Annotated in this window: 21 protein-coding genes, 1 rRNA gene, 1 riboswitch and 1 other annotated feature; of the genes, 12 read left to right on the forward strand and 10 right to left on the reverse strand. The window is 34.5% G+C overall.

The window, feature by feature from the left end; genetic code table 11:
• The first annotated feature begins 8 nt into the window (after positions 1-8).
• From rrf to BHU33_RS05970, 5 genes are all read left to right on the forward strand, one after another.
• Positions 9-125 (forward strand): 5S ribosomal RNA (gene rrf / locus BHU33_RS05950).
• A gap of 163 nt (positions 126-288) precedes the next feature.
• Positions 289-555: a binding site (T-box leader), on the forward strand.
• A gap of 59 nt (positions 556-614) precedes the next feature.
• Positions 615-1463: a MetQ/NlpA family ABC transporter substrate-binding protein gene (locus tag BHU33_RS05955; RefSeq protein ID WP_054646559.1), complete on the forward strand. Its 849-nt coding sequence runs from the start codon at positions 615-617 to the stop codon at positions 1461-1463.
• Positions 1464-1496: 33 nt separating this feature from the next.
• Positions 1497-2666 (forward strand): pyridoxal phosphate-dependent aminotransferase, encoded by a 1170-nt coding sequence (locus tag BHU33_RS05960; protein ID WP_054646560.1) that lies wholly within the window; start codon positions 1497-1499, stop codon positions 2664-2666.
• 22 nt (positions 2667-2688) lie between these two features.
• Positions 2689-3744 (forward strand): methionine ABC transporter ATP-binding protein, encoded by a 1056-nt coding sequence (locus tag BHU33_RS05965; RefSeq protein WP_054646561.1) that lies wholly within the window; start codon positions 2689-2691, stop codon positions 3742-3744.
• Positions 3744-4448 (forward strand): methionine ABC transporter permease, encoded by a 705-nt coding sequence (locus tag BHU33_RS05970; RefSeq protein ID WP_054646562.1) that lies wholly within the window; start codon positions 3744-3746, stop codon positions 4446-4448. The genes BHU33_RS05965 and BHU33_RS05970 overlap by 1 nt, the downstream gene beginning before the upstream one ends.
• A gap of 62 nt (positions 4449-4510) precedes the next feature.
• On the opposite strand, the gene BHU33_RS05975 is transcribed toward BHU33_RS05970, so the two are convergent.
• From BHU33_RS05975 to BHU33_RS06000, 6 genes are all read right to left on the reverse strand, one after another.
• Entirely contained in the window at positions 4511-5443 is a 933-nt protein-coding gene (locus BHU33_RS05975) for an aldo/keto reductase (protein ID WP_054646563.1), read from the reverse strand.
• Between the two features lie 11 nt (positions 5444-5454).
• Entirely contained in the window at positions 5455-5841 is a 387-nt protein-coding gene (locus BHU33_RS05980; protein WP_054646564.1) for a DUF488 domain-containing protein, read from the reverse strand.
• Positions 5842-5945: 104 nt separating this feature from the next.
• On the reverse strand, positions 5946-7286 hold the full coding sequence (locus BHU33_RS05985) for a dihydrolipoyl dehydrogenase family protein (RefSeq protein WP_054646565.1): 1341 nt from the start codon (positions 7284-7286) through the stop codon (positions 5946-5948).
• Between the two features lie 81 nt (positions 7287-7367).
• The gene (gene nrdI, locus BHU33_RS05990) at positions 7368-7838 is read right to left on the reverse strand and encodes a class Ib ribonucleoside-diphosphate reductase assembly flavoprotein NrdI (RefSeq protein ID WP_054646566.1); all 471 of its coding nucleotides are present in this window, start codon (positions 7836-7838) and stop codon (positions 7368-7370) included.
• 117 nt (positions 7839-7955) lie between these two features.
• Positions 7956-10994, reverse strand: coding sequence for a YfhO family protein (locus BHU33_RS05995; RefSeq protein WP_056997555.1), 3039 nt, complete (start codon positions 10992-10994; stop codon positions 7956-7958).
• A gap of 56 nt (positions 10995-11050) precedes the next feature.
• On the reverse strand, positions 11051-12412 hold the full coding sequence (locus BHU33_RS06000) for a hemolysin family protein (protein WP_054646567.1): 1362 nt from the start codon (positions 12410-12412) through the stop codon (positions 11051-11053).
• A 213-nt stretch (positions 12413-12625) separates the two neighbouring features.
• On the opposite strand from BHU33_RS06000, the gene BHU33_RS06005 reads away from it, so the two are divergent.
• Positions 12626-13051, forward strand: coding sequence for an Hsp20/alpha crystallin family protein (locus tag BHU33_RS06005; protein WP_054646568.1), 426 nt, complete (start codon positions 12626-12628; stop codon positions 13049-13051).
• Positions 13052-13208: 157 nt separating this feature from the next.
• A complete protein-coding gene (locus tag BHU33_RS06010) occupies positions 13209-15542 on the forward strand; it encodes an HAD-IC family P-type ATPase (protein WP_056997554.1) in 2334 nt (777 codons plus the stop codon).
• Positions 15543-15559: 17 nt separating this feature from the next.
• Here BHU33_RS06010 and BHU33_RS06015 read toward each other — a convergent pair whose 3' ends face one another.
• Positions 15560-16471, reverse strand: a complete 912-nt coding sequence (locus BHU33_RS06015; protein WP_225354787.1) for a LysR family transcriptional regulator — start codon at positions 16469-16471, stop codon at positions 15560-15562.
• Positions 16472-16584: 113 nt separating this feature from the next.
• Here BHU33_RS06015 and BHU33_RS06020 point away from each other — a divergent pair, with 113 nt between their 5' ends.
• Together BHU33_RS06020 and BHU33_RS06025 are read left to right on the forward strand one after the other, a co-directional pair.
• On the forward strand, positions 16585-18231 hold the full coding sequence (locus BHU33_RS06020; protein WP_054646569.1) for a malolactic enzyme: 1647 nt from the start codon (positions 16585-16587) through the stop codon (positions 18229-18231).
• 31 nt (positions 18232-18262) lie between these two features.
• Complete coding sequence (locus BHU33_RS06025; protein ID WP_054646570.1) at positions 18263-19255, forward strand: AEC family transporter; 993 nt, start codon at positions 18263-18265, stop codon at positions 19253-19255.
• Between the two features lie 96 nt (positions 19256-19351).
• Here BHU33_RS06025 and BHU33_RS06030 read toward each other — a convergent pair whose 3' ends face one another.
• A complete protein-coding gene (locus tag BHU33_RS06030; protein ID WP_054646571.1) occupies positions 19352-19714 on the reverse strand; it encodes a hypothetical protein in 363 nt (120 codons plus the stop codon).
• A 394-nt stretch (positions 19715-20108) separates the two neighbouring features.
• Here BHU33_RS06030 and BHU33_RS06035 point away from each other — a divergent pair, with 394 nt between their 5' ends.
• Genes BHU33_RS06035 through BHU33_RS06045 form a run of 3 tightly spaced genes read left to right on the forward strand, consistent with a single transcriptional unit; the run spans position 20109 to position 23351 of the window.
• Positions 20109-21152 (forward strand): PTS sugar transporter subunit IIC, encoded by a 1044-nt coding sequence (locus BHU33_RS06035; protein WP_054646572.1) that lies wholly within the window; start codon positions 20109-20111, stop codon positions 21150-21152.
• A 23-nt stretch (positions 21153-21175) separates the two neighbouring features.
• Positions 21176-22360 (forward strand): aminotransferase class I/II-fold pyridoxal phosphate-dependent enzyme, encoded by a 1185-nt coding sequence (locus tag BHU33_RS06040; RefSeq protein WP_056997553.1) that lies wholly within the window; start codon positions 21176-21178, stop codon positions 22358-22360.
• Entirely contained in the window at positions 22353-23351 is a 999-nt protein-coding gene (locus BHU33_RS06045; protein WP_054646573.1) for a D-2-hydroxyacid dehydrogenase, read from the forward strand. The genes BHU33_RS06040 and BHU33_RS06045 overlap by 8 nt, the downstream gene beginning before the upstream one ends.
• A gap of 53 nt (positions 23352-23404) precedes the next feature.
• On the opposite strand, the gene BHU33_RS06050 is transcribed toward BHU33_RS06045, so the two are convergent.
• Both BHU33_RS06050 and BHU33_RS06055 read right to left on the reverse strand, forming a co-directional pair.
• Entirely contained in the window at positions 23405-23962 is a 558-nt protein-coding gene (locus BHU33_RS06050; RefSeq protein WP_404825446.1) for an ECF transporter S component, read from the reverse strand.
• Between the two features lie 251 nt (positions 23963-24213).
• Positions 24214-24345, reverse strand: a riboswitch (FMN riboswitch).
• Between the two features lie 53 nt (positions 24346-24398).
• Positions 24399-24908, reverse strand: a complete 510-nt coding sequence (locus tag BHU33_RS06055) for a TetR/AcrR family transcriptional regulator (RefSeq protein ID WP_054646574.1) — start codon at positions 24906-24908, stop codon at positions 24399-24401.
• Between the last annotated feature and the right edge of the window lie 86 nt (positions 24909-24994).

Here is a 24994-nt window from a genome sequence, read left to right on the forward strand (position 1 = left end):
AAGCATAGTGTGGTGGCGATAGCCTGAAGGATACACCTGTTCCCATGCCGAACACAGAAGTTAAGCTTCAGCACGCCAAAAGTAGTTGGGGGATCGCCCCCTGCGAGGATAGGACGTTGCCACGCAACCCAAAAAGAAAGAGACGCTCACCTTAATGGTGGACGTCTTTTTTTGTGTCTTTAATTATAAAATCAACTTAAGTTTAAATTTTTCACTAAAATAAATAATAATTTGTTAAAATTTTGCTTGACATTCAATTCATTTGTCATTAGTATAATAAACAATTAAATAAACGAAATTGAAGAACTGAGTATTTGTTGGAATTTCTAAGAGAATCTCTGGTTGGTGTGAAGAGATGAAACTAAAACAAAGAAGATGGGTTCTAAATCAATCATTAGTGAGCATTTGTTAGCTAGTGGCGGGGTTGCTACCGATATCTTAGCAAAATTGTTCTAATCGAGACGCGTCAATTGGAGCAGTTTTCTGAGGCAACTATTATTTTTTATCGTAATAGCTGTAAACTAAGGTGGTACCACGAAAGCATTCGTCCTTTTTATAGGATGAGTGCTTTTTTGTTTATTTAAATAAAACTAAAAAATATGAGGGTGAATACTATGAAAAAATCAAAAAAATGGATTATTGGAATTATTGTATTATTAGTAATTGTCGGAATTGGCTGGTTAAGTTTTGGACATAAGTCTGAGAGTCAAAATGAAAAAGTTGTTAAAGTCGGATTGATGAGTGGTTCCAAAGCCGATGATGAAATTTGGAATTCAGTGGCTAAAACTGCTAAAGATAAATATCATATCAAATTACAATTTGTTCACTTTACTGATTATACACAGCCAAATGCAGCCTTGACCCAACATTCTGTTGATATTAACGCCTTTCAACATTATGCATTCTTGAATGATTGGAACAAAAAGCATCATACTGACATCAAATCAATTGGTAACACAGTTATTTCTCCAATTAGATTATATTCAAACAAGTACAAAAATGTAAAACAAATTCCAAATGGTTCTCAGATTGTGATTCCAAATGATGCTACCAACGAAAGTCGTTCTTTAATTGTTCTAAAGGATGCCGGATTGCTTAAATTAAAAGATACTAAAAATGGCTTACTAACTGTTGGAGATATTAAGGATAATCCTAAAAAATTAGATATTAAAGAAGTTGATGCTTCTCAAACTCCTAGATTGCTAAATGATAGTGCTGCTGCAGTCGTAAATACTAACTATGCATTGACAGCTCATCTAAGCAGTAAAAAGAGTATTTTCGTAGAACCTACTAACAAACAATCAAAACCTTGGATTAATTTAATTGCTACGAACAAGGATGATGAAAACAAAAAAGAATACAAAGATGTTGTTAAGGCTTACCAAACTAATAAAACAGCTGATTTGATTAAAAAGAACTATGGTGACTTAGAACTTCCAGCTTGGAATCGGAAATTCAACTAGTAATTAAACTAACGAAAAAGGCAGGCGAAATTAATGGAATTTGAACATTCTGAAGTTCTGCAATCTCTGCCAAAACAATTTTTTGCAACTTTGGTAAAGAAAGTTAATCAAAAAGTTGCTTCAGGAGCAGATGTAATCAATCTTGGACAAGGAAATCCAGATCAGCCAACTCCTGATAATATTGTAAAAGCAATGCAAGCGGCAGTAGCTAAACCAGAAAATCATAAATATTCACCATTTACCGGGCTTTTTTCTCTCAAACAAGCCATCGCAAATTATTATAAAAGGGAATATCAAGTAGATTTGGATCCAAAAACAGAAGTTGCAATTTTAGGTGGATCAAAAACCGGCTTAGTAGAATTGCCATTAGCTCTTTTAAATCCTGGTGATACTTTGTTGCTTCCCAATCCTGGTTATCCAGACTACTTATCTGGGGTTAGTTTGGCTAAAGTAAAATTAGGCTTGGTTTCGCTGAAAGAAGAAAATAACTTTTTGCCAGATTATAAAACGATTGATACAGAAACAAAACAAAAAGCAAAACTGCTTTATCTTAACTATCCCAACAATCCCACTGGTGCTATTGCAACACCTAAGTTTTTCGAAGATACGGTTAAATTTGCTCAAGACAATCAAGTTGGAATTGTGCATGATTTTGCTTACGGAGCACTTGGATATCAGCAAAAACCAGTTAGTTTCTTACAAACTCCTGGAGCTAAAGATGTTGGTATCGAAGTTTATACACTATCGAAAACGTATAATATGGCAGGTTGGAGAATTGTCTTTGCATTAGGTAATCACGATATAATTAAAGCAATTGAATTAATTCAAAATCATTTATTTGTGAGTGTTTTTCCAGCAATTCAAGAAGCAGCGATTACGGCATTAAATGGTTCTCAAGAATCAGTGGCAAAATTAAATGATTTGTATAATAATAGAAGAAAAGCATTTGAGAAGGCTGCTAGTCAAATTGGGTGGAAAGCATATCCAGCGAAGGGATCATTTTATTCTTGGATGCCAGTTCCTAAAGGCTATAATTCAGAGTCATTTGCAGATTTATTACTTGATAAGGCTAGTGTGGCAGTTGCTCCTGGTGCTGGTTTTGGTAAAGCAGGAGACAGATTTGTCAGGATAGGATTACTGACATCGTCTGAACGCTTACAAGAAGCCTGTCAACGCATTGGTAAATTACATTTATTTGATTGAGGATAAACTAGAGGAGGAACGTATGGCAAACGATATTGTTCAGTTCAAAGATGTTTCAGTTGATTTTAAGCAGGACAAAAAAGTAGTTCAAGCCGTCTCGGATGTTTCATTTGGAATCCCGGAAGGACAGATTTTTGGAATTGCTGGATATTCTGGAGCTGGGAAATCAACGTTAGTAAGAACAATTAACTTGTTACAAAAACCAACATCTGGTGAGGTTGACGTCTTTGGTGAAATCTTTTACAAAAAGGTTGGAAAAGAAGTTACTTTAATTAGTGAAAGTAAATTACGTAAAGAACGACGTAAAATTGGAATGATTTTTCAGCATTACAATTTATTAGATGAAAAAACAGTGCAACAAAATGTTGAATTTGCTTTGAAACATAGTGGTTTAAAAAGTAAACAAATTAGTGAAAAAGCAGTTCGTCTTTTAACGGATGTAGGATTAGAAAAATTAGCTAAATATTATCCATCACAACTCTCTGGTGGACAACAACAGCGAGTGGCAATTGCTAGGGCACTTGCTAATGATCCTAAGATTTTAATCTCTGATGAGGCAACTTCAGCATTGGATCCAGAAAATACCATTCAAATTTTAGATTTATTAAAAGATTTAAATCGCAAATATCAATTAACTGTGATTTTAATTACGCATGAAATGGATGCTATTAAACGAATTTGTGATGAAGTTGCCATTATGGATAGTGGAAAAGTGGTTGAAATTGGCTCATTAATTGATATTTTTGTTAAATCAACCAATCCAGTGGTTAGACAAATTGTTGGTAATGATTTTGATGCTCTCTCGATTTTAAAATCATTGAATATTGATACTAATAATCGAAACTTAGTCAAATTAGTTTATTATTCACAAGAAATTTCACAACCGATTATCGTGGATCTTTATGCCAAATTCAATGTGTCAGCAAGTATTGTTTATGCTGATATTGAAGAGTTTGGTAGTCAGACAGTTGGAATTATGATTGTTGATTTGAATGGTGATGATGCTCAAATCAAACAAGCACTTGATTATTTAAATGGATTAGATGTGGAAGTGACAGAATTGAGAGGTGAAGCATAATGAAAGAATGGTTTATTACTAATTTTCCCAATGTTGTACAACAAGGCTGGGGTGGAGAAACCGGTTGGTGGACTTCAATCGTACAAACTGTTTATATGACATTTTGGTCAGCTATTTTTGGTGGAATTTTGGGATTAATCTTTGGAATTGCTTTAGTTTTGTTTGATAAAGACGGAATTATGCCTCACAAAGTGGTTTTTAGTGTTATTGACAAAGTTGTTTCGTTATTCCGAGCAGTTCCATTTATTATCTTGTTAGCTTTTATTGCGCCAGTAACGCAAAAAATTGTTGGAACTCAAATTGGAACGACAGCAGCTTTAGTGCCATTAACCGTTGGAGTTTTTCCATTCTATGCTCGACAAGTTCAAGTAGCTTTACAAAGTGTTAATAAGGGAACAATTGAATCTGCACAATCATTAGGATCAACTAATTGGGATATTATTACATATGTTTATCTTGGTGAAGCATTCCCCGAGTTAATCAGAGTTTCAACAGTTACTTTAATTAGTCTAGTTGGATTAACTGCAATGGCTGGTGCCATTGGTGCAGGTGGTTTAGGTAACATGGCTATTTCATATGGTTATAACCGTTTTGCCAATGATACGACGCTAGTAGCAACAATTTTAGTAGTTATTATGGTTTTGATTATTCAAGTTGTTGGTGATGTTTGGGCTCGATTGGTTAATCATACCCAAAGAAATTAAATATTAAAAAAATGGTTCCCATCGAAAAATTCGATGAGAACCATTTTTGTGCTTAAATTAAATTAAAAACTTTCGTCAATTTTTTGATATTCTGCATCAGTCAAATTGATGTCTAAGGCTTTGGCATTACTTTTTACCTGTTCTGGCTTTTTAGCTCCAGGAATAACGACTGAAATATCAGGATTTTTAATGTACCAAGCAATCACTATTTGAGCAACTGTCGCATGATGTTTTTCGGCAATTGGTCTAATTGCATCAACGCCTTCCATAATCTTTTTAAAGTCTTCGCCTTTAAAGTCGGGATCATCATGTCTAATATCATCAGCTGGGAAAGTAGTTGCTTTTGAGTATTTACCAGTTAACAAACCGGATGCTAGCGGAAAGAATGGTACGAAAGAAATATCATGGTCACGCAAGTAAGGGAAGCGTTCTTTTTCTGCTTCACGATCAACTAAATTGTATTTTTCTTCGTCAATATCAACCAGATTGTCTAAGTTAGCTTCTTTTAGTTGTTCCATTGAGAGATTTGAAACTCCAATAGCTCTGATTTTTCCAGCTTTTTTCAATTCGTTTAAAGCTGCCACAGATTCATTTAAAGGAGTGTGACCGTCTGGGAAATGGATGTAGAAAATATCCAAGTAATCAGTTTGTAGTCTTTTTAGACTATCTTCCACACATTGTTTTAAAAATTCAGGTGAATCATTAATTACGACATTACCGTCTTTTTCAACTTTTTGACAACCTTTAGTGGCAATTTGAATTTTTGAACGATCATATCCTTTAATTGCTTCTCCAATTAGTTTTTCAGATTCACCCATACCGTAAGCAAAGGCTGTATCCAATAAAGTAATTCCGGAATCTAAAGCAGTTTTAACAATTTCAATTCCAACTTCATTACTTAAATTTGGAAATAAATTATGACCACCAACGGCATTTGTTCCTAAACCTAATGGTCCTGTAATGACATCTGATTTTCCAATTTTTACTTTTTGCATAAGTATTCCTCCTAATTATTGGTTAATTCTTGTTGAATCGCTGGCTGTTGTAACAAGTAATTATAAATAATAATAGCTTGATTATGTTTAGTATCTTTGGCACCGTAAAGTAAAATTACATTTTGTGTCTTTAATTTTTCCGCGACCAGTTTTACTAATTCAGTTGAATTCGGATTATTTTGCAATTCAGCCAAATATTTACTTTTGAATTCGGCAAACTTATCCGAATCGTGTCCAAACCATTTTCGCAATTCAGTTGAAGGGGCAATTGCTTTATCCCAATCATCTAGGTCAGCATTTACTTTTGAAATACCGCGTGGCCATAAACGGTCGACCAAGATTCGATAACCATTTGTATCAATGGGTTTTGTATAGATTCTTTCTAGTTTTAATTGCATTTATCGTCCAGCTTTCCACACAAGATACAATAATTATACAACATTCAGCTGGTTGCTTACTAAATATTAGTCTAAAAAAACCACTCTTTATGAGTGGTTTAATTTTATAAGTGGTGTTTTGTTTCAGAAGCAACCGTTGGGAAAAGAGTAATAAAGTCATTCATCTTTTCAGGTGAGATTTGATATTCAATAAATGGAAGGGCACTAGCGATTGAATTATCAGCTTCAGAGCTAATTTCTGTCATTCCAACTAAATAGCCTTTTTTATCAAAAATTGTAATTGTTTTACCTTTATTTTCGCGCATTGCAAATCTAAACCAGTCGCTTGCTAAATTAGCTTCTTTAACATCGTATTTATCAGGATTGGCTTTGGCTTCATCAACTGATACACCAACTTGAGCAATCCGAGGAGAAGTAAATACAGCACTTGGAACAGCAGGATAATCAATTGGTTCAGTAGTTGCACCAGAAAATAATTTTGTTAAATAACTTGATTCAAAGATAGCAGTTGGAGTTAATTTACCAACGCTTTTATCAACGACATCACCTGTAGCATAGATGCTATCAACTGAAGTTTGTAAATGATCATTAACTTTAATTCCGTTTTTATCGTATTCAACACCAACTGTATTTAAACCAATGTTTTCAACGTTTGGGTTTCTACCTGTTGCATCAAGAACCCAGTTAGAAGTAACGTCTCCTTGATTAGTTTTAACGACATAAGCATCGTTGACGTGTTCGATTGATTCTGGAGTAACGTTTTTAATGATTTTAACACCATGTTTTTCAAGATCTGTAAGTAATTCTTCCACAAATGGTTGATAGAATTTTCTTAATGCTTTGTCATGATGTAATAATAATGTGACTTCAGTTCCAGCATAGGCAGCAATAGTAGCAAATTCGATGGCAATGTATCCGCCACCAATAATAGTCATTTTTTGTGGCTGGTCTTCAAGATTTAAGAAGGCAGTTCCATTATGAGCTAGCTCAATTCCAGGAATATCAAGCTGATTATAATGAGCACCAGTTGCAATCACAATCTTATTAGCAGTATATTGGTTGCCATCAACATCGATTGTGTGACCATCAACTAATTTACCATAGCCATGAATCACATCAATTCCGACACTGGTCATTGATTCCTCAATTGCGCCGGGAAGACTGTTAATAACTTCTTTTTCATGTTGTACGTTTTGTTTCCAGTTGATGGTAGTAGTTCCATCTAGACCTCTACCCTGCATTGCATCTACTTCTTGTTTAACTTTAACGGGCATATCCAGTGAGATTTTAGCATTACATCCACGATTGGGACAAGTTCCACCAACTTTTCCTGCTTCAATCACACCTAGTTTTTTACCTTTCATAGCTAGAGGAATTGCACCATTGAAAGCACCGTGGCCACTACCTAAGTATAAAACGTCGAATTGATAATTGTTTTCTGTCATATTATTACTCCTTTAAAAACCATTTTCACAAATTAGATTGTATACAGCTATTATCAATGATTGAAGTAGTAATGTCAATTATTATGCGTGTTCAACTTCTTTAGTTCTTTCCACTAAATCAGTATAAATTCGAATTACATCACGATTCGTTCCTCGTAGTTCATAGTCAGTAATGAATGGAACTTGAAATTGACGAGAATAACGTTTAGCAGTTAGACAATATTGGAGATTGAAATTTTTATTACCACTGCCAATCACACCTAAACAGTAACTTGCATTTTGATGATAAGCAAGATATTCGCCCATTGTATTAGTCATTAGCTCTTTAACCCCGGTGTCAACACCATCTCCACCATCCAAATAAGTAGGGACAAAAACAAAATAATTCGAAGTCTCGTCAGCAAAATCAGTTTGGTCTGAAATTTCGGTAGTACTAATTAGAGGATTAACAGCATTTTCTTGATGTTGTTTTTTAGCATATTCAGTTAAATCTTCAATAAAACTTCTTGTGTTTCCTTCAATTGAAATAAATAAAATGCGAATTGGTTTCATAATTTCCTCCATGAGCTTTTTTGTTTATTTTAACGTTTTACTATTAATATTTCACTGTCCATAAATAAGTTAATGAACATAAAAAGCGGTTCAACTTAACGTTGAACCGCTTTTAAATTATTTTTCAAATTTTTTAAACAAGTATAGTACAATTCCAATTATTAATACCGTTAATAAACTAAGCATACTAATAACTTTTCCTAGCAATAATCCAGGAGTCTGATAAGTTAATTTGATACGGTGCTGACCCTTAGGAATCGTGCCACCGACGAATCCTTGATTGACTACGAAAGTTTTAGCTGGATGATTATCAATTGTTAGTTTCCAACCGCTTGAATAAGGAATAGAAGTGGTTAAAATTGATTTTTTCGGATTCTTGCTTATTCCAGTTACTTTATTATTATCAATCTTGAGATGTTTTAATCCTTGCCTTTGGCTACGCTTAATTTGTTGCTGATATGTTTTATTAAATGGTACTACCAGTAAACGTGCATGTTTGAAATGTAATTTATTAATTTCTTTATAGTTTAATCTAACCTGTTTTCGTTGTTTGGTAGAATAACCTAAATTAATTAACGCTTTTTGTTTAGGAATGTAATTGGACAATTCATCAGTTCCCAACTGAGTCACTGCATTAGTCATTCCTTTAGTTGAAGCTGTTAACACAAAACTACCATTATTATAGCTTGAGATGTTATTTCTAAAAGTAGTTAATTGGTCGAAACGGGAGGAAGTTTTGTTCTTCAATACATTTCGATTGTTCCTCGTCTGCATTAAATCAGCTTTACTAGCTTCATTACTCTTAATTCCATCAAGTTCTAAATATAATTCAGCATGTTTAGTTTTTTCTGGGTTTTTAATGTTTAAATAATAAGTATTTTTGTGACCTAAAGCATCAGTAGTTAATTCATGCAAACCATGTTTATTGGTTTGTTCATTAGCTTGTTTAATTTGCTGATTTTGATCCAAGATTTTTTGCACGCGTTTTTTAGAATAATATTTCACATCTGGAGAAATATTTTTAGTTGATCTTTGGGCAATTTCAGATTGGTCCAACTGTTTTTGATCTGTGATTAAATCTTGTGGATCTAACGTTACATCATATTTTAAATTATGGACTTTAGAATGATATTGAGCGGTTTTGACCCCGGGAACTTTGTGATTCACATTGGCCGCTGCAATCATGGCTTGTTCTTTATCATTAGCAGACAGTTTGTTAAATTTTTTGTTTGGGATGAGTTGATCTTGAGTGTACATCAAGGGAAGAGCGTAACTATTCTTAGCTAAAACAGTTCCGACTGCTGCATCCGGACTCAAAATATTACTATCGTTTTTAAACAGTTTAGGCTGTTTTTTATGGTCTTTAACTAGTTTAAATCCATTTGGTAAAGATTTTGATTGCCGCTGTGATCTTACAAACATATATTTGACACCCATTAGATTTTCTAGAGAAGAGCGATAATCATTTTGCGCCACGGGGTCGTTTTGAGTGAACTGGTTATTTTGTAAAGTTTGTTCCAGTTTTCCAAGATAACCATTTTCAACTGTTAAATACGAAGCAATATCATGAGTTCCTAGAATCATGGGAATATTAGAGCTGGCGTTAAAGTAATCAGTATTAATAAAATTATCACGAGTATCGGGGAGATAATGATATTTAGGCCCTAAAACTGTACGATAATTACCAAGTCGTTTTGTTACATAATGATTAGCACCATCGTAATAATTTTTCACATAGTTTGCGGCAGCATCATGATTTAACATTCCTTTAGAATAGCCACTGCTATTGGGGCTGTAATAACCTATTCCTAACGCAATTAAGTTCAATGTAACAATCGCAAAGACACCACTAATTAAAGTACGTGGCTTCCATTTGAAGAAATGGGCAGCAAATAAAACACCAACCAAACTAAATAATAAGAGATATTCAGTAAAATCATGACGATGAATTTTAAAAATTAATCCGTTACAAATCCACACAACAATTAATAAAACGAAAGGGCTTAAACCAAGAACGATTAAATCTTTACGGTTTAAGCTGGTTAAATGGTCAGAAAAAATAGCTGTTGCCAGCCCAATTGGTAATAAACACAGTGAAACCCAGCGATTAGAAGGAGCAGCTAGGGCATTAAAAGTAGAACTGACAGCCGGTAATCCAATTCCAATCGCCATTAATATTAAGGTAAGATTGAGATAACGATAGGTTTTAAAGTGAGTGAAAACATAAACTAGACTAAGGAAACTTAACCCACTGATTCCAATAATCAGCCAAAAATTGAAGGTGCCCCCCATTCCAATAATTTTTCCAGGTAGATTAAGATAATAACTAGCAGGGTAAAAAAGATAACCATTAGCAAAGTTATTAGTAATTCGAGTTGATTTAACAGCATAAATAATGGTTGGAATAAAGATAATTCCTGCCATTGCAATGCCGCCAAGAATGGCTGCGATGATTTTTAACAGTGATTTACCAACTTTAAACCATGGTTCTTTACGAATACTAAAGTAACGAATGATTACATAAATGCTACAACCTAATCCTAAGATATAAGCAAAATAAAAGTTACTTAAAAAAGTAATTAAAACTGCCAACAGTAGTGGGAAAGCGGAATGATTATGAATAATCCGTTCAATTCCGTAACATAGTAGTGGGAAGAAAATTAATGGCAGAATAAAGAAAGCATGGTGCATTCCAGCATAGAGAGCATAGCTAGCAAAAGTATAGGTTAAAGAACTTAAAACTAGACTATATTTTTTAAAATGAAATGTTTTAGCAAACAGTATAAAGGCTAATCCAGCACAGTATAAACGTAATAAGATGAGTACGCTGTACCCCATTTCAATCGATGATTTTGGGAAAAAGACGATTAGATAGTTAAATAAATCTCCGACTACGTAATATGAAAAACTGGTTAATTGATCTGCACCTAGCCCGATGTTCCAGGACCAATGTGTCAGTCCCTGCGCTGGATGATGGATAAAATTAATCAACATCTCGCGAAAATTTACTAAAATGGGATAGTGCTGTGAAATACCATCAAAACTCCAGATTAAAGAACTATTAGTGAGGTAAAAAGTCCATAGATACGCTAATGTAATTACAACAAAGAAAGCTGTATAAAACATCCACGCTGGAATTTTTTTCAATGCTTTCATTAAACTTTACTCCTTAAGAATAAAAAGACGAGGAAATCCCCGTCTTTTTATTAATTTTAATTATTTTCTTCATCGTCATGATTAGGTTCAATTTCAGTTACTTCAAACCAGTTGATGAACGAGTTTTCGTAATTAATGACCTTAAATTTAAAGTTGCCAATCTTGAAGACATCGCCAACTTTTACGTCTGGGTTATTTTCAATAATAAAGCCAGATAAAGTTACGATATCAGATTCATTAAAGGCTTTGATTTGGGTATCAAAGAACTTTTCAAAATCATGAGTATTTAATTTCCCGCTAATCTTATATGAACCATTAGTTTGTTTAAAGATTGAAACGTGGATTGAAGGATCAATTTCATCCCGAACAGCTCCGAAAAGTTCTTCGTAGATATCTTTATCAGTAATAATACCGGATGTTCCTCCGTACTCGTCAATTACAACCACAATTGGTTGGTGGTACTTAATCATTTGCTGTAAGACCATTGCAATTGGGGTAGTTTCAGATGTTGTACTGATTTTTCTAATCAAACCAGTGATGGGCTTGTTAGGGTTAATCTGTGCTTGTTGAATTAGATCATAGATATAAACATAACCTAAGATGTCATCCTTGTTATTGTCTTTAACTACCGGCAGCCGACTAAACTTAGTTCGTAAGTAAGTTTCAATGGCTTCATTAACGGTTGCATTAACATCGATTGTTTTTAGCTGTGTTCGATCAATCATGATGTCGCGAGCAGTTTTATCGTTCAGTTCAAAAGCCCGACGCATGTATAAGTAATCGTTCTTTTCTAATGCGCCGTTTTTAACAGCAGCTTTAGAAACACTCAAAATTTCAGATTGTGACAAGGCCTCGTCATTTTCGTTTGCGACTGGCATACCAAGTAATTTTACAATTCCGGTAGCAGAAGTATTTAATAACCAAACGAAAGGATAGAAGATGACATGACAATAATGAAGTGGAGTACTGATAACATTTAAAACCTGAATAGGCATATCAATACTTAGGTTTTTAGGTAAAATTTCGGTAAAAACGACTTCAAGATAGGTTAGTAGGACAATTCCTAAGATAACCCCAATTCCGTGTGCAGTTACAGAGTTGTGACCCATGCCGCTAACACCCATTAAATCAACGAAAATCTCAATGGCAAAAGTTTCACCAATCCAACCAAGAATGATTCCGGCCAATGAAACTCCAACTTGAGTAGTTGAAAGATACTCATTCAAGTTTTTTACCATCATAATTTCGCGTTCAATCTTTTTCTTGCGTTTAGGGGTAGTATGATCATCCTCTAATTCTTCTTGCAGGGCAGTCGGTCGTGATTGAACTAAAGCAAATTCACAAGCAACAAAAAATCCAGCAAAGAAGAAAGTGACTAATATAATGACTAAGTCGACAAATATCGATCCAGTAACCAAAAAGCATTCCTCTTTTCATGTTTATTATAAGTTATTTTAAATGATTGCAACGCTAAATAAGCGCCTACAGATATATCCTTAATCATATCATATTATTGTAAAAAACGAGACTAAATCAAAGAAAAAATGAGCTAGTTCTTTGTAACTAATCGGTTACCATTTTATAATTGAATCGTAGTAAGGGTAATAAATATATGAAAGAGGGATTCAGTTATGGCAAAAAAAGAATTAGGAACTAACAATTACGGACCATTAGATGATTTTTTTGGCGATCTTGGTAAAAGTTTTTTAAGTTCAGTTGCCGGCAATAATAAAATGAAGACCGATGTCATTGAACATGACCATGATTACGAAGTGGTTGCAGAATTACCAGGCTTTAAAAAGAAAGACATCGAACTTAGTTATGAAGATGGCATTTTAACGATTCATGCTGTTCACGACTTAGATACTGAAGTTCAAAATGATGACGGTCATGTTTTGAATCATGAAAGAAGATCAATGGATGTAACTCGTTCATTTGAACTTCCAGATGTAAAAGATAATGAGATTTCTGCCAACTATGATGGTGGAATTTTACGAGTTATTTTACCTAAAGCTCCTCGAGAAGAAGGTAACAATAACACCATTCCAATTAACTAAAATTAATTAACTCAAAATTCGTTTTGCAAATTTGCAAAACGAATTTTTTTATTTTATATTAAGAAACCCTGATTTAGTCGCTTTAAAATGTTAAATTAATTGAATTTCGCTATAATTAACATAAATCATCATATGAATATGAAAATGAGGAATTAAATTGAAAAATAAAAAGGTTGTCGGACTATCAAACGTTCAAGTTCAGACACGAATTGCTGATGGACAAAAAAATACTAAGCCAGCCCCGCTGACAAAATCAGTTTATCAGATTATTTTTGATAACGTGTTTACGTTATTTAACTTAATTAATATTATTTTGGCCTGTTTAGTTTTTTATACAGGTAGCTATAAAAATATGTTCTTCATTCTGGTAGCTTTTTGTAATACTTCCATCGGAATTTTTCAAGAAATACGGTCGAAACGTCAAGTTGATAAGATGGCACTGCTTTCTCAAACCAAAACCGACGTAATTCGAAATGGTGAAAAAGTAGCAGTTAAACCTGATCAAATTGTGCTTGGCGACATCATTATGCTGAATCTAGGTGACCAAATCCCGGTTGATGGCGTGATCCTTAAAACTAAAGAATTAGAAGTAGACGAATCTCAAATAACCGGAGAATCGGATGCGATTACAAAACATGATGGGAGTCAGTTGATTTCCGGTAGTTTTGTGGTGAGCGGGAATGCCTTGATGAAAGTTACCAAAGTTGGAAAGGATACTTTCGTTAATTCGCTGACCTCTAAGGTAAAAGTTACTAAACAAAATAATAGTAAATTATTAAATTTAATCAAACGAATTATTAAAGTTTTAACGATTATTATTATCCCATTGGGAATCTGTTTATTTGTATCGCGTTTGTATCATGGAGTAGCACTTAATATTGCTATTTTAGGAACGGTAGCGGCTATGATTGGAATGATACCAGAAGGGCTAGTACTTTTGTCATCGGTCACGCTTGCCATGTCTGCTTATCATTTAGCTAAGCGTCACGTTTTGGTAAGAGATTTAGCTTCTATTGAAACCCTAGCCCGAGTTGATACTTTATGTTTGGATAAAACGGGGACAATTACCAACGGCAAGCTGCAATTTGAAAAATTAATTATGGAAAATGATAACTTTGATGAAGAATCAGTTAAGCAGTTGTTAGGTTCGTTGATTTATGAAATTAACGATAATAACGCTACTGCTGATGCATTGAAACAACATTTTAATAAGCATCCATATCAGGCCACAGAAATCGTACCGTTTTCATCTGCGAGAAAGTGGAGCGGAGTGACTTTGGGTAATCAGGGTAATTTCGTCCTGGGAGCGCCACAGTTTATTTTGAAAATGAATGCAGCACAATCCCAACAAGTTCACGATTATGCTAAACAAGGTTATCGAGTATTGGGATTTGCTCAGGCTGAGCATTTAAGCAACAATCAAATTGAGGGAGCTCATTTAATTGCACTGATTTTAATTTCAGATGTCATTAGACCGGATGCTCCGGAAACTTTGCGTTATTTTTATGATCAAGGTGTTAACTTAAAAGTAATTTCTGGTGATGATCCGACGACAGTTGCTAACATTGCTCAGCGAGTTGGCATTAAAAATTGGGATCAATATGTTGATATGACGACTGTCCCAAATGATGCCGATTATCAGACGTTGGTAAAAAGTAAAGTGATTTTTGGAAGAGTTCGTCCGGAACAAAAGGAACGCTTGATTCAAGCGATGCAGCAAAATGGACATACCGTTGCAATGACGGGTGATGGAGTGAATGATATTCTAGCTTTGAAACAATCTAATTGTGGGATTGCGATGGCTTCAGGAAATGAAAGTACTAAAAGTATTGCTGATTTTGTTTTAATCGATTCAAACTTTTCTGCTTTAATTAACGTTTTAAGGGAAGGCCGAAGGGTGATTAATAATATTGATAATATTGCTTCGCTGTATCTTATTAAAACCATGTTTTCAGTAATGTTAAGTGTGATTTTTTTATTTATGGTCCGAAATTATCCATTTCAACCGATTCAGTTGGCTCCGATTAACAGTCTGATGGTGGGAATTCCTTCCTTTTTCTTAGCTTTATCACCAACTTTTCATCCGATTCGAAATCGTTTTATGGCAGGAATTGAACAAATTGCTTTTCCATCAGCTCTTTGTGTAGTTTTCTATATTTTATTGATTAGTTTGATTAGTAGCTTGATAGGAATCAATAGCGCTGATGTTAGTACCTTAAATGTATTATTGACCGGAGCAATTTGTTGGCAGGCTTTAATTTTGGTAAGTCGTCCGTTAAATCGTTATAAATGGATGATTGTAATTCTTAGTATTACTTCCTTCTTATTTGTCTTTTTGTTTTTAGGCAGGTTATTCTCGCTTACTACTTTGTTTAGCTTGGCAGTAGGAGGAGTTGGCAGTTTGTTATTGCTGACGGTTAATCCAATGTTTGTTTTAGTACAAAGATTAACGGATTTTTTTAAGACTAAAATTAAATTGCTTAGAAGATAAAAAACTTTCCGAATTTATCATTCGGAAAGTTTTTTTTCGGTTTGAATTGAATTAGTTAAGATATTTACTAGTTCCTGTTCTTGAGGTGAAAGAACATGGCTTTTTCGATAAGCAATTGAAACATAAAACGGTTCTAAATCATCGTCATCAATAGGGATAGCGACTACATGATCATTTTTAGTAATCGCAGTGCTAGTTAAAAATGAAATTCCTACGTTTTGAGAAACAAGTCGTTTTACAAGTTCGACATCTTGGGTATGATAGCGAGTGTTGACATGCACACTATGCATTTTGAGAAGTTGCTGTAGTGTTTTTGTATGTACGAAATCTTTGGAAAGTAAAATAAAATTACAGTTATTAAGATCGGCAATTCTGATTTTATCAAGTTTTGCTAAAGGTGAATTGAGAGAAACAATAATTTTAAAGTTATTTTCACATAAAATTTTAGCTTTAATCGCATTGTTTTTAAGCGGATGATTTGATCCTAAAAGTGCGATATCAATCTCGCCATTTTTGAGTTGCTCAAGAAGTTTTTCAGACCCGGCTTCAATATTATCCAAATGGGTTAAGATACCGCTTTTGTTTAACTGGCTTGCTAAACTTGGGAAATAATAGTTTCCAATAATTGGAGGCAAACCAAAGCGAATTGGCTGATCAAAATTATGTTGCATATCACGCTTCATTTCAGCCATTTGTTCTGCAATGATTTCTGTGTGTTTATATAGAATTTTTCCATATTTATTAACTTTGATTTGATGATGGGCTTGATTTCTGTTAATCAATTCAACATTAAATTCTTGTTCTAAACGTTTAACGGACATCGAAATAGTTGGCTGACTGACACCAAAGTATTCTGAAACTGCTGTATAGCTCTTTAGTTCAACTAATTTGTTGAAATAAATCAAGTCGTGCAGTTTGATAAAATCCACCTCATATAAATTTATTTTATGAATATAACTCGTTTGACAATTATTTTGTGCTGTTCTACAATACAGGTAGTGTTTGAATAATATTACATTTTACTACAAAAGGAGTCTTAATTATGACTAAAAGTCAAGAAATTGTAAACAATCCTTTTTTAAACAAAGGAACTGCATTTACTGAAGAAGAACGTAAGACCTTAAACCTCCAAGGAATGTTACCACCACGGGTACAAACCTTAGATGAACAAACTGAACGTGTTTACGCTGAATATCAACAAAAGAGCAGTGATTTAGAAAAACGTGTTTACTTAATGAGTATTTTTAACGAAAACCGAGTACTTTTCTACGCTGTTTTTGCTAAACATGTTAGTGAATTTATGCCAGTTGTTTATGACCCAACAATTGCTGACACAATTGAAAACTACAGCAGAATGTATGTAAATCCACAAAATGCTGCTTTCTTATCAATCAACGATGATAGCAAAGAAGATATCAGACAAAGTTTGATTAACGCTGCTGAAGGTCGAAACATCAAACTTTTAGTTGCTACTGATGGTGAAGGAATTCTTGGAATTGGTGATTGGGGTACTCAAGGTATCGATATTCCAGTTGGTAAGTTGATGGTTTATACAGCAGCTGCTGGAATTGATCCTTCAGAAGTATTACCAGTTGTTCTTGATGTTGGTACTACCAGAGATTCACTTCGTAAAGATCCATTATACTTGGGACTTGATCAAGAACGTGACTACTCAGAAAAATACTACGACTTTGTTGACAAGTTTGTAACTGAAGCAGAAGACTTATTCCCTAACCTTTACTTACATTTTGAAGACTTTGGTCGTGCTAATGCTGCCAACATCTTAGATAAGTACAAGGATAAATACTTGGTATTTAATGATGATATCCAAGGTACTGGAATCATTGTATTAGCTGGTGTGCTTGGTGGACTTAACATTTCTGGCGAAAAAATGGTTGATCAAAAATACCTTTGTTTCGGTGCTGGTACTGCCGGAGTTGGGATTGCTCAACGAGTTGCTGAAGAAATGGTTCAAGACGGTATGAATGAAGAAGAAGCTAAGAAACAATTCTACATGGTTGATAAACAAGGCCTCTTGTTTGATGACATGCCAGACTTAACTCCTGGTCAAAAAGAATTTGCCCGTAGCCGTTCTGAATTTGAAAATTCAGAAGACTTAACTAATTTATACAATGTTGTTAAAGCAGTTCATCCAACTATTATGGTAGGGACTTCAACTGTTCATGGTGCCTTTACTGAAGATGTTATTAAGGAAATGGCTGCTCATACTGAACGTCCTATCATTATGCCTATTTCAAACCCAACTAAGTTAGCTGAAGCTACTGCTGCAGATTTGATTAAATGGACAGATGGTCGTGCTTTAGTTGCTACTGGTGTTCCAAGTGCCCCTGTTGAATACAACGGTGTAACTTATGAAATCGGACAAGCTAACAATGCCTTGGTTTACCCAGGAATTGGTTTAGGTGCAATTGCCGCTACTGCAACTACATTAAATGATGAAATGATTAGTGCTGCCGCTCATTCATTGGGTGGAATCGTTGATCCTAACCAACCAGGGGCTGCAATCTTGCCACCAGTTGATAAATTGACTGAATTCTCACAAACAGTTGCCAACGCTGTAGCTCAAAGTGCGGTTGATCAAGGTGTAACTCGTGAAAAAATTAGTGATGTAAAGGCTGCCGTTGAAGATGAAAAATGGTACCCAGTATACAAAGACATCAAAGCATAATTAAAAATAAATAATTGGAGGCTTGACAGTAATGACAGCATTTTTGACTTCGTTGTCTAGTGTTGGAGAAATCGTCTTAGTCATTGCGCTAGGATATTGGCTTCGTAAATCAGGTCGCTTAGGCGACTTTTTCAAAGGTAATATTTCATTTATTATTATGAATATTGCTTTGCCTGTTTCGATTTTTATGTCAGTAGTATCTAACTTGAATCGTGATAAGTTATTAAGCTTATCGAGTGGTTTGTTCTATGTATTTTTAAGTTTCTTATTGGGATACATTGTAGCAATTGCTGCGGTTCATATTTTCAAGATTAGAAAAGGTCGTCGTGGTACTTTTATTAACATGTTCGTTAATGCTAATACCATCTTCATTGGAATGCCTTTGAACATGGCATTGTTTGGTGCTGCTGGACTTCCTTATTTCTTGCTTTACTACTTGATTAATACTATTTCTACTTGGGCAATTGGGATCTTCTTTATTTCTGCTGATGATCCTACTAAGACCAATGGTGAAAAATCAAATGCTAAGTTTAACTGGAAGAAATTACTTCCTGCTCCATTGATTGGTTTCATTGTAGCCTTGGTTTGGTTAGTGCTTGGTTTGCCAGTAACTTTCATTGTTCAACCAGAATCATTCCCAATGCTTGGTAATACTTTTACTATGGTTGGTGGCTTAGTAACTCCATTGTCATTAATTTACATTGGTATTATTTTAGCCGATGCCGGTTTGAATTCAATTCACTTTGATCGTGATTCAGTACTAGCTTTACTAGGTCGGTTCGTGATTGCTCCAGCAATTATGATTGCAGTTTTGATGACATTCGTACACACTGGTGCCTCAATTCCATCACCTGAATTAAGTACTTTTGTAATTCAATCAGCTGCACCTGGTTTAGCAGTCTTACCTATCTTAGTTGGTCAATCACATGGTGACGTTGATTACGCTACTAACGTGGTTGTTACAAGTACGGTATTATTCGTAGTTGTTGTTCCAATTTTGATGGAAATTGTTAGTTTCTTATAGAAATAAAATAAACATAACAAAAACAGAAATGAATTTTTATATTCATTTCTGCTTTTTTATGCACTTTGATAATCTTGTTAATTGTTAACAACAAGGTTATTTTTTGAGTTGTTTAGTAAATTTATCCAAAGTATCTAAATCTGGGGCTGAAATAGAATCTGGGTTATCTAATTCCGAAATCTTTCCGTCAATTTTAACAAAATCAAATTCATCATCTAGCATTTCACTCAACTTTGTATTTAAGGAAACTAATTTTTCATTAGTTACTTTGTGATCGGCAACTTGTTTTTCAACATCCAACTGAATGGTATTTAAATCATAAATGTTAATCGTATGGGCTAATTCCCAAAACAAGTCAAGCTGTTTTTGGTATTCAAAAATCTTTTTGACACCTACTAAATTATCATTTCCAATATGGCGGTTATACTCAGTAATTTCTTTGATAAGTTCATTTTTCATAGTTCTCTTACTCCTATTATTACATTTATTCGCCTTTTATTTTAGTCTCATTAAGTTACAGATACAATGAGAAAGGATTTGAGCACTAAATTTATTTTCAAAAAGTGATTGACAAATAATTATTGATGTAGTTTAATAAAAACAACAAAAAAAGAGGAGAAATAGCAATGGACAATCACATGATAAATCAAAATAGTTTCTATTTTTACTTTGCTTGGTATGATAGCGTATCTAAGTGAGGTAATTTTGGTTGCCTGGTTAGATACCGTAAGGATGCTAACTAGGTTTATCGCAGATTGTCGTTGTTTAATTCCAATAACGAATGTGTTTTGAATCCCAGTTAGTATTCAGTTACTAACTGGGATTTTTTTATACAAAAAAGGAGAATTTTAAAATGAAAAGTAAACTTAAAAAACACACGTTAATTATTTTAAATGGGATGTCAATTGGAATTATTGTATCTTTAATTCCAGGAGCTATTTTAAATGCAATTATTAAGCCATTTGTCGGACAAGTGCCAGTCTTAGGAATTATTTTAGCTTTAACGGGGATGGCAGCGATGATCTTACCAGCTATGACGGCAGTTTGTACAGGGATGTTGGCAAAGTTTACCCCCATTCAAACGGCTTCGCTAGCACTAGCTGCCACGGTAGGAGCTGGAAATGCTAAATTTGTTAATGGAAATATCACTATTAACGGAAGCGGGAATGTTTTAAATATAGGAATCACAATTGTTGCGGCTTACCTGTTGATTTTGTTTTTAGGGAAACGATTACAAGATTTCACTATTTTATTATTGCCCACGCTAACTTTATTAATTGGCGGCGGGATTGGCCTATTAACTTTGAAGCCGATTAATAATTTGACCGCTGCAATCGGAATGGGAATTGAGCATTTGACCGGTTTACAGCCTTTAATAATGGGAGTATTAATCGGAATGTGTTTTGCGGTGTTAGTGGTTTCACCACTTAGTTCGGTTGGAATTGCGACAGCAATTGGAATTAATGGGATGGCTGCTGGTTCAGCCAACTTGGGGATTGTTGCTTTGGCCTTCACCGTTGCAATTGCTGGAGCAAAATCTAACTCAATGGGAACGACCCTGTTTCATTTTATTGGAACCCCTAAGATTCAAATGGCTAACATTCTTTCTAAACCAAAATTATTATTACCATCATTAATTAATGCTGGAATCTTAGGTGGCTTAGGATCCTTAGTGGGTGTTAAAGGCACTCCAATTAGTGCCGGATTTGGATTATCTGGTTTAGTCGGACCATTAGCAGATCTTGATGCTCATCCGCATGCCACGATTATGCATCTAGTAACGATTGGCTTAATTTTCTTTATCATTCCGCTTGGTTTAGCATTTTTAAGTCGATTTATTTTTACTGACAAATTACATTTTCAGGCTTCAAATGATTTGAAACTAGACTACAAATAATTAATTTTTAAAGGAGATTAATCATGACCAAAAATTTAGTAGACAAAATGAACCGTGAAATGCTGCAACTATCACCATCATCAATTTTAAAATTCAATGATGAAGTTAGCCAAATTCCTGGAATTATTTCATTAACGCTCGGTGAACCTGACTTTGCCACCCCAGAGCATATTAAAAATGCAGCAATTAAGAGTATCAAGGAAGATGAGAGTCACTATGCACCAACTAAAGGAACCAAAAAGTTGCGTGATGCCGCTGCTCATTTCCTCCAAAGCAAATATGGCTTAAATTATAATCCAGATACTGAAATTATTATGACTGCTGGGGCAACCGGTGGAATTTATACTGCGTTGACCTCAATTTTAAATCCTGGCGATGAAGTTTTGATTCCAACTCCAATTTTCCCGCTGTATTTCCCAGTAACCATGTTACGAGGTGCTACACCAATTTTTATGGATACTTCAAAAACAAACTTTGTGTTAACTCCAGAACAGTTAGAACAAAATTTAGAAGCGCATCCTAAAACGAAAGCAATTGTTTTAAATTTTCCTTCTAATCCAACGGGCAAAACCTATCATCAGGACGAATTAAAAAAATTAGCAGATGTGATTAAGCAACACGATATCTTTGTTATTTCTGATGAAATATATAGCGAGCTGACTTACGACGGTAAACATGTTTCAATTGCTCAATATTTACCTGAACAGACCATTTTGTTGAATGGAGTTTCAAAATCACATGCGATGACGGGGTGGAGAATTGGAATTATGGCAGCCCCTCAAGATATTACCAGCCAGTTAGAAAAGATTGATCAGTTTACGATTACTTCAACAACTACCAATGCCCAGGCAGCAGCCGCCGAAGCCTTAGGTAACGGAATGGATGACGCAGCTGCAATGAAAGCAGAATATCAAAAGCGACGTGACTTTGTTTACCGTAAGCTAAAAGAATTAGGTTTTAAAATCGCTAATCCAGATGGAGCTTTTTATATTTTTGCTAAAATTCCCGCAGATTTAATACAAAATAGTATGGACTTTAGCTATGACTTGGCTCGGAAAGCCAAAGTTGCCGTAGTTCCTGGAAGTTCATTCGGACCTGGTGGCGAAGGATACATTCGGATTAGTTATGCAACTTCAATGGATAATTTACAACGCGCTATGGAAAACATCGGTAAGTATGTAGCCATAGAAAGGAAAGAAAATGACTAAAATCCTAATGTACAGTGTGCGTGCTGATGAAAAACCAGCTATTAAACAGTGGAGTCGTGCTCATCAAGTGACGGTCGATACTACTAATCATGAATTTCATGATGAGACAGTAGCGATGGCGGATGGATACGATGGAATTGTAATTCAGCAACGCGGACCAATTAGTGCCGACGATAAAATTTATTCTCAGTTAGCCAAAATGGGAATCAAACAGCTTACGACTAGAACAGCTGGGGTTGATGTAATTAATCTGTCGGCAGCGAAAGCAGCTGGATTAGTCGTAACCAATGTGCCGGCTTATTCGCCTAATTCAGTGGCAGAAATGTCAGTGACCCAAACTATGCGTCTCATTCGTAATTTGGAAATTGTTGAAAAACGAAGTGACAATAATGACTATAAATTACGCGGACCAATTGCTAGAGAATTAAGAACCTTAACAGTTGGAATTATTGGAGCAGGAAGAATCGGTGGCACAGCAGCACGATTATTTAATGCCCTAGGTGCGAATGTGATTGCATATGATCCAGTTCATCATGATGAACTGAAGGATGTTTTAACATATGTCGACACTAAAAATGAATTGCTGAATCAAGCAGATGTCGTTGATTTGCATGTCGATTTAAATGAAACTTCAAGAGGATTAATTGATGCGGATGCTTTACAGCAGATGAAATCAGATGCCTTTTTGGTGAATGCCTCACGCGGACCAGTTGTGGTAACGGATGCTTTGATTAATGCATTGCAAAACAAGGAAATTGCTGGGGCAGCCCTTGATACTATTGAAGGGGAAGCAGATATCTTTGATAAAGATTTGCAAGGCAGTCCGATTCCGGATAAAAATTTTAATGCACTGCATGCGATGCCCAATGTAATAATTACGCCGCATATTGGTTTTTATACTAATATGGCAGTGCAAAACATGGTTGAAATTAGTTTGAATGATGTATTGGCAATTATTAATAATCAGCCAGTCGAAAATGAAGTTAAATAAATTAAAAAAGCATTCTCCAACTGACAATTGGAAAATGCTTTATTTTTTGAAATTTATTTTGCTTTTTTTAAACGACTAAAAATTAAGATGAAAATGGTTCCATCAACTAATCCTTTAATTAAATTAAAAGGAGCAACGCCTAGCGCAACAATTTTTGCTAATGGAATTCCGAGGTTAAACCCAAAAGCCTTCATATAAAGAGGGAGAAAAACAAAGTAATTTAGAATACTCATGACAATTGCTAAGACAATTGCTACCACGATGACAGGCAAAAACCGAATCAAACCATGTTTTACGACATCTTTTCTGAAAAGATAAAAGCCTAAGATAAAAATTAAAGAAACAATCAAGGAAGATGAAAGACCAATTAATTCAGGAATTGAAAATCCCATCGTCATCCAGTATAAAAATAATTTCAGTAATAGGATTTCAACTGCCCCCAAAGGTCCGACCATAAATAAACCGATTAAAATTGGCAAATCAGAAAAATCGAGTTTTAAAAATGGAAAGGCCGGTATGATTGGAAACGATAGAAACATTAATGCATATGCTAAAGCTGCTAAAATTGAAACTAAAACCATAGTTTTGGTTTTTTTGTTATTAATTTGCAAAATAATCACCTCATAAAATAAATAGGAATATGACAAGATAGATTTAGACAGCAGCGTTTGTTACTGTTCAACTGGGGCAAGTTAACAGTACTAGCTGCTTATTTTTAAGTTATTTGAATATCCATTATAATCACCCCAATAAAAAAGCCCCACAAAGTTAATTGCGGGGCATACGTTTATTTTCCAACTGAAAGATAACCTAAATATAGCAACCCTAACAGAGTTGATATTTAAGTAAATTAATTCAATTAAGACTTCTTCTCCCATCCAGACTATACTGTCGGTTCTAGATTCTCACTAGATCAACCGCTTAACGCGGGTCACGGACTTCGATGTTAATCGTTACCGTCGGTTGGGAATTTCACCCTGCCCCGAAGAAGTATTATTTAATTTATCTAAAATATATCCTATCTTAATGAATTTTACAATAGGTAATTTAATGATGTGGAAATTTTTCAGTTTGATAAATGTGATCTAAGTAATCATAATCGCTCTCTAATGAACAATGATGTTTATTTAATTTATTCCAGCCAAGTACAGCTGCAAAGCGACCTAGAGACCAAAGGATGTCATAATTTCCGCCATTCTTTTTTACAAAAGAATTAGCAAAAGTTTTTGGCAAAATACTACTAAATTCATTATCAGTTGATTGGCGAGAGAGAATAGTCTTTAAGATAGCGTCACTCATAAACACATTATAAAGATTACGAAAGGGAGCAATTTTAAATTCGTCAATTTGTAAATCACTGTCGATGATTTGCCGAGTAATGAATTCCTCTAGTAAATCGCATTTATCAATGTAATGCTGGTAAAAAGTATTGCGATGAATCATGGCTTGTTTCACAATTTCTGTAATTGTGATGTCGCCGAAATCCTTTTTTTGTAGCAAATTACTAAAACTTTCCATAATAAATTTATCGGTTCTGGCTTTTCTTAAATCACTCAAATCAACACTTCCTATACAATGCACATTTTATGTGCATTGTATCATATTTAAACATTTAATATTAATTTAAACTGATTAGAATAAGT

Origin of the sequence: Fructilactobacillus lindneri DSM 20690 = JCM 11027, from assembly GCF_002907375.1 — a bacterium.
Lineage (GTDB): Bacteria > Bacillota > Bacilli > Lactobacillales > Lactobacillaceae > Fructilactobacillus > Fructilactobacillus lindneri.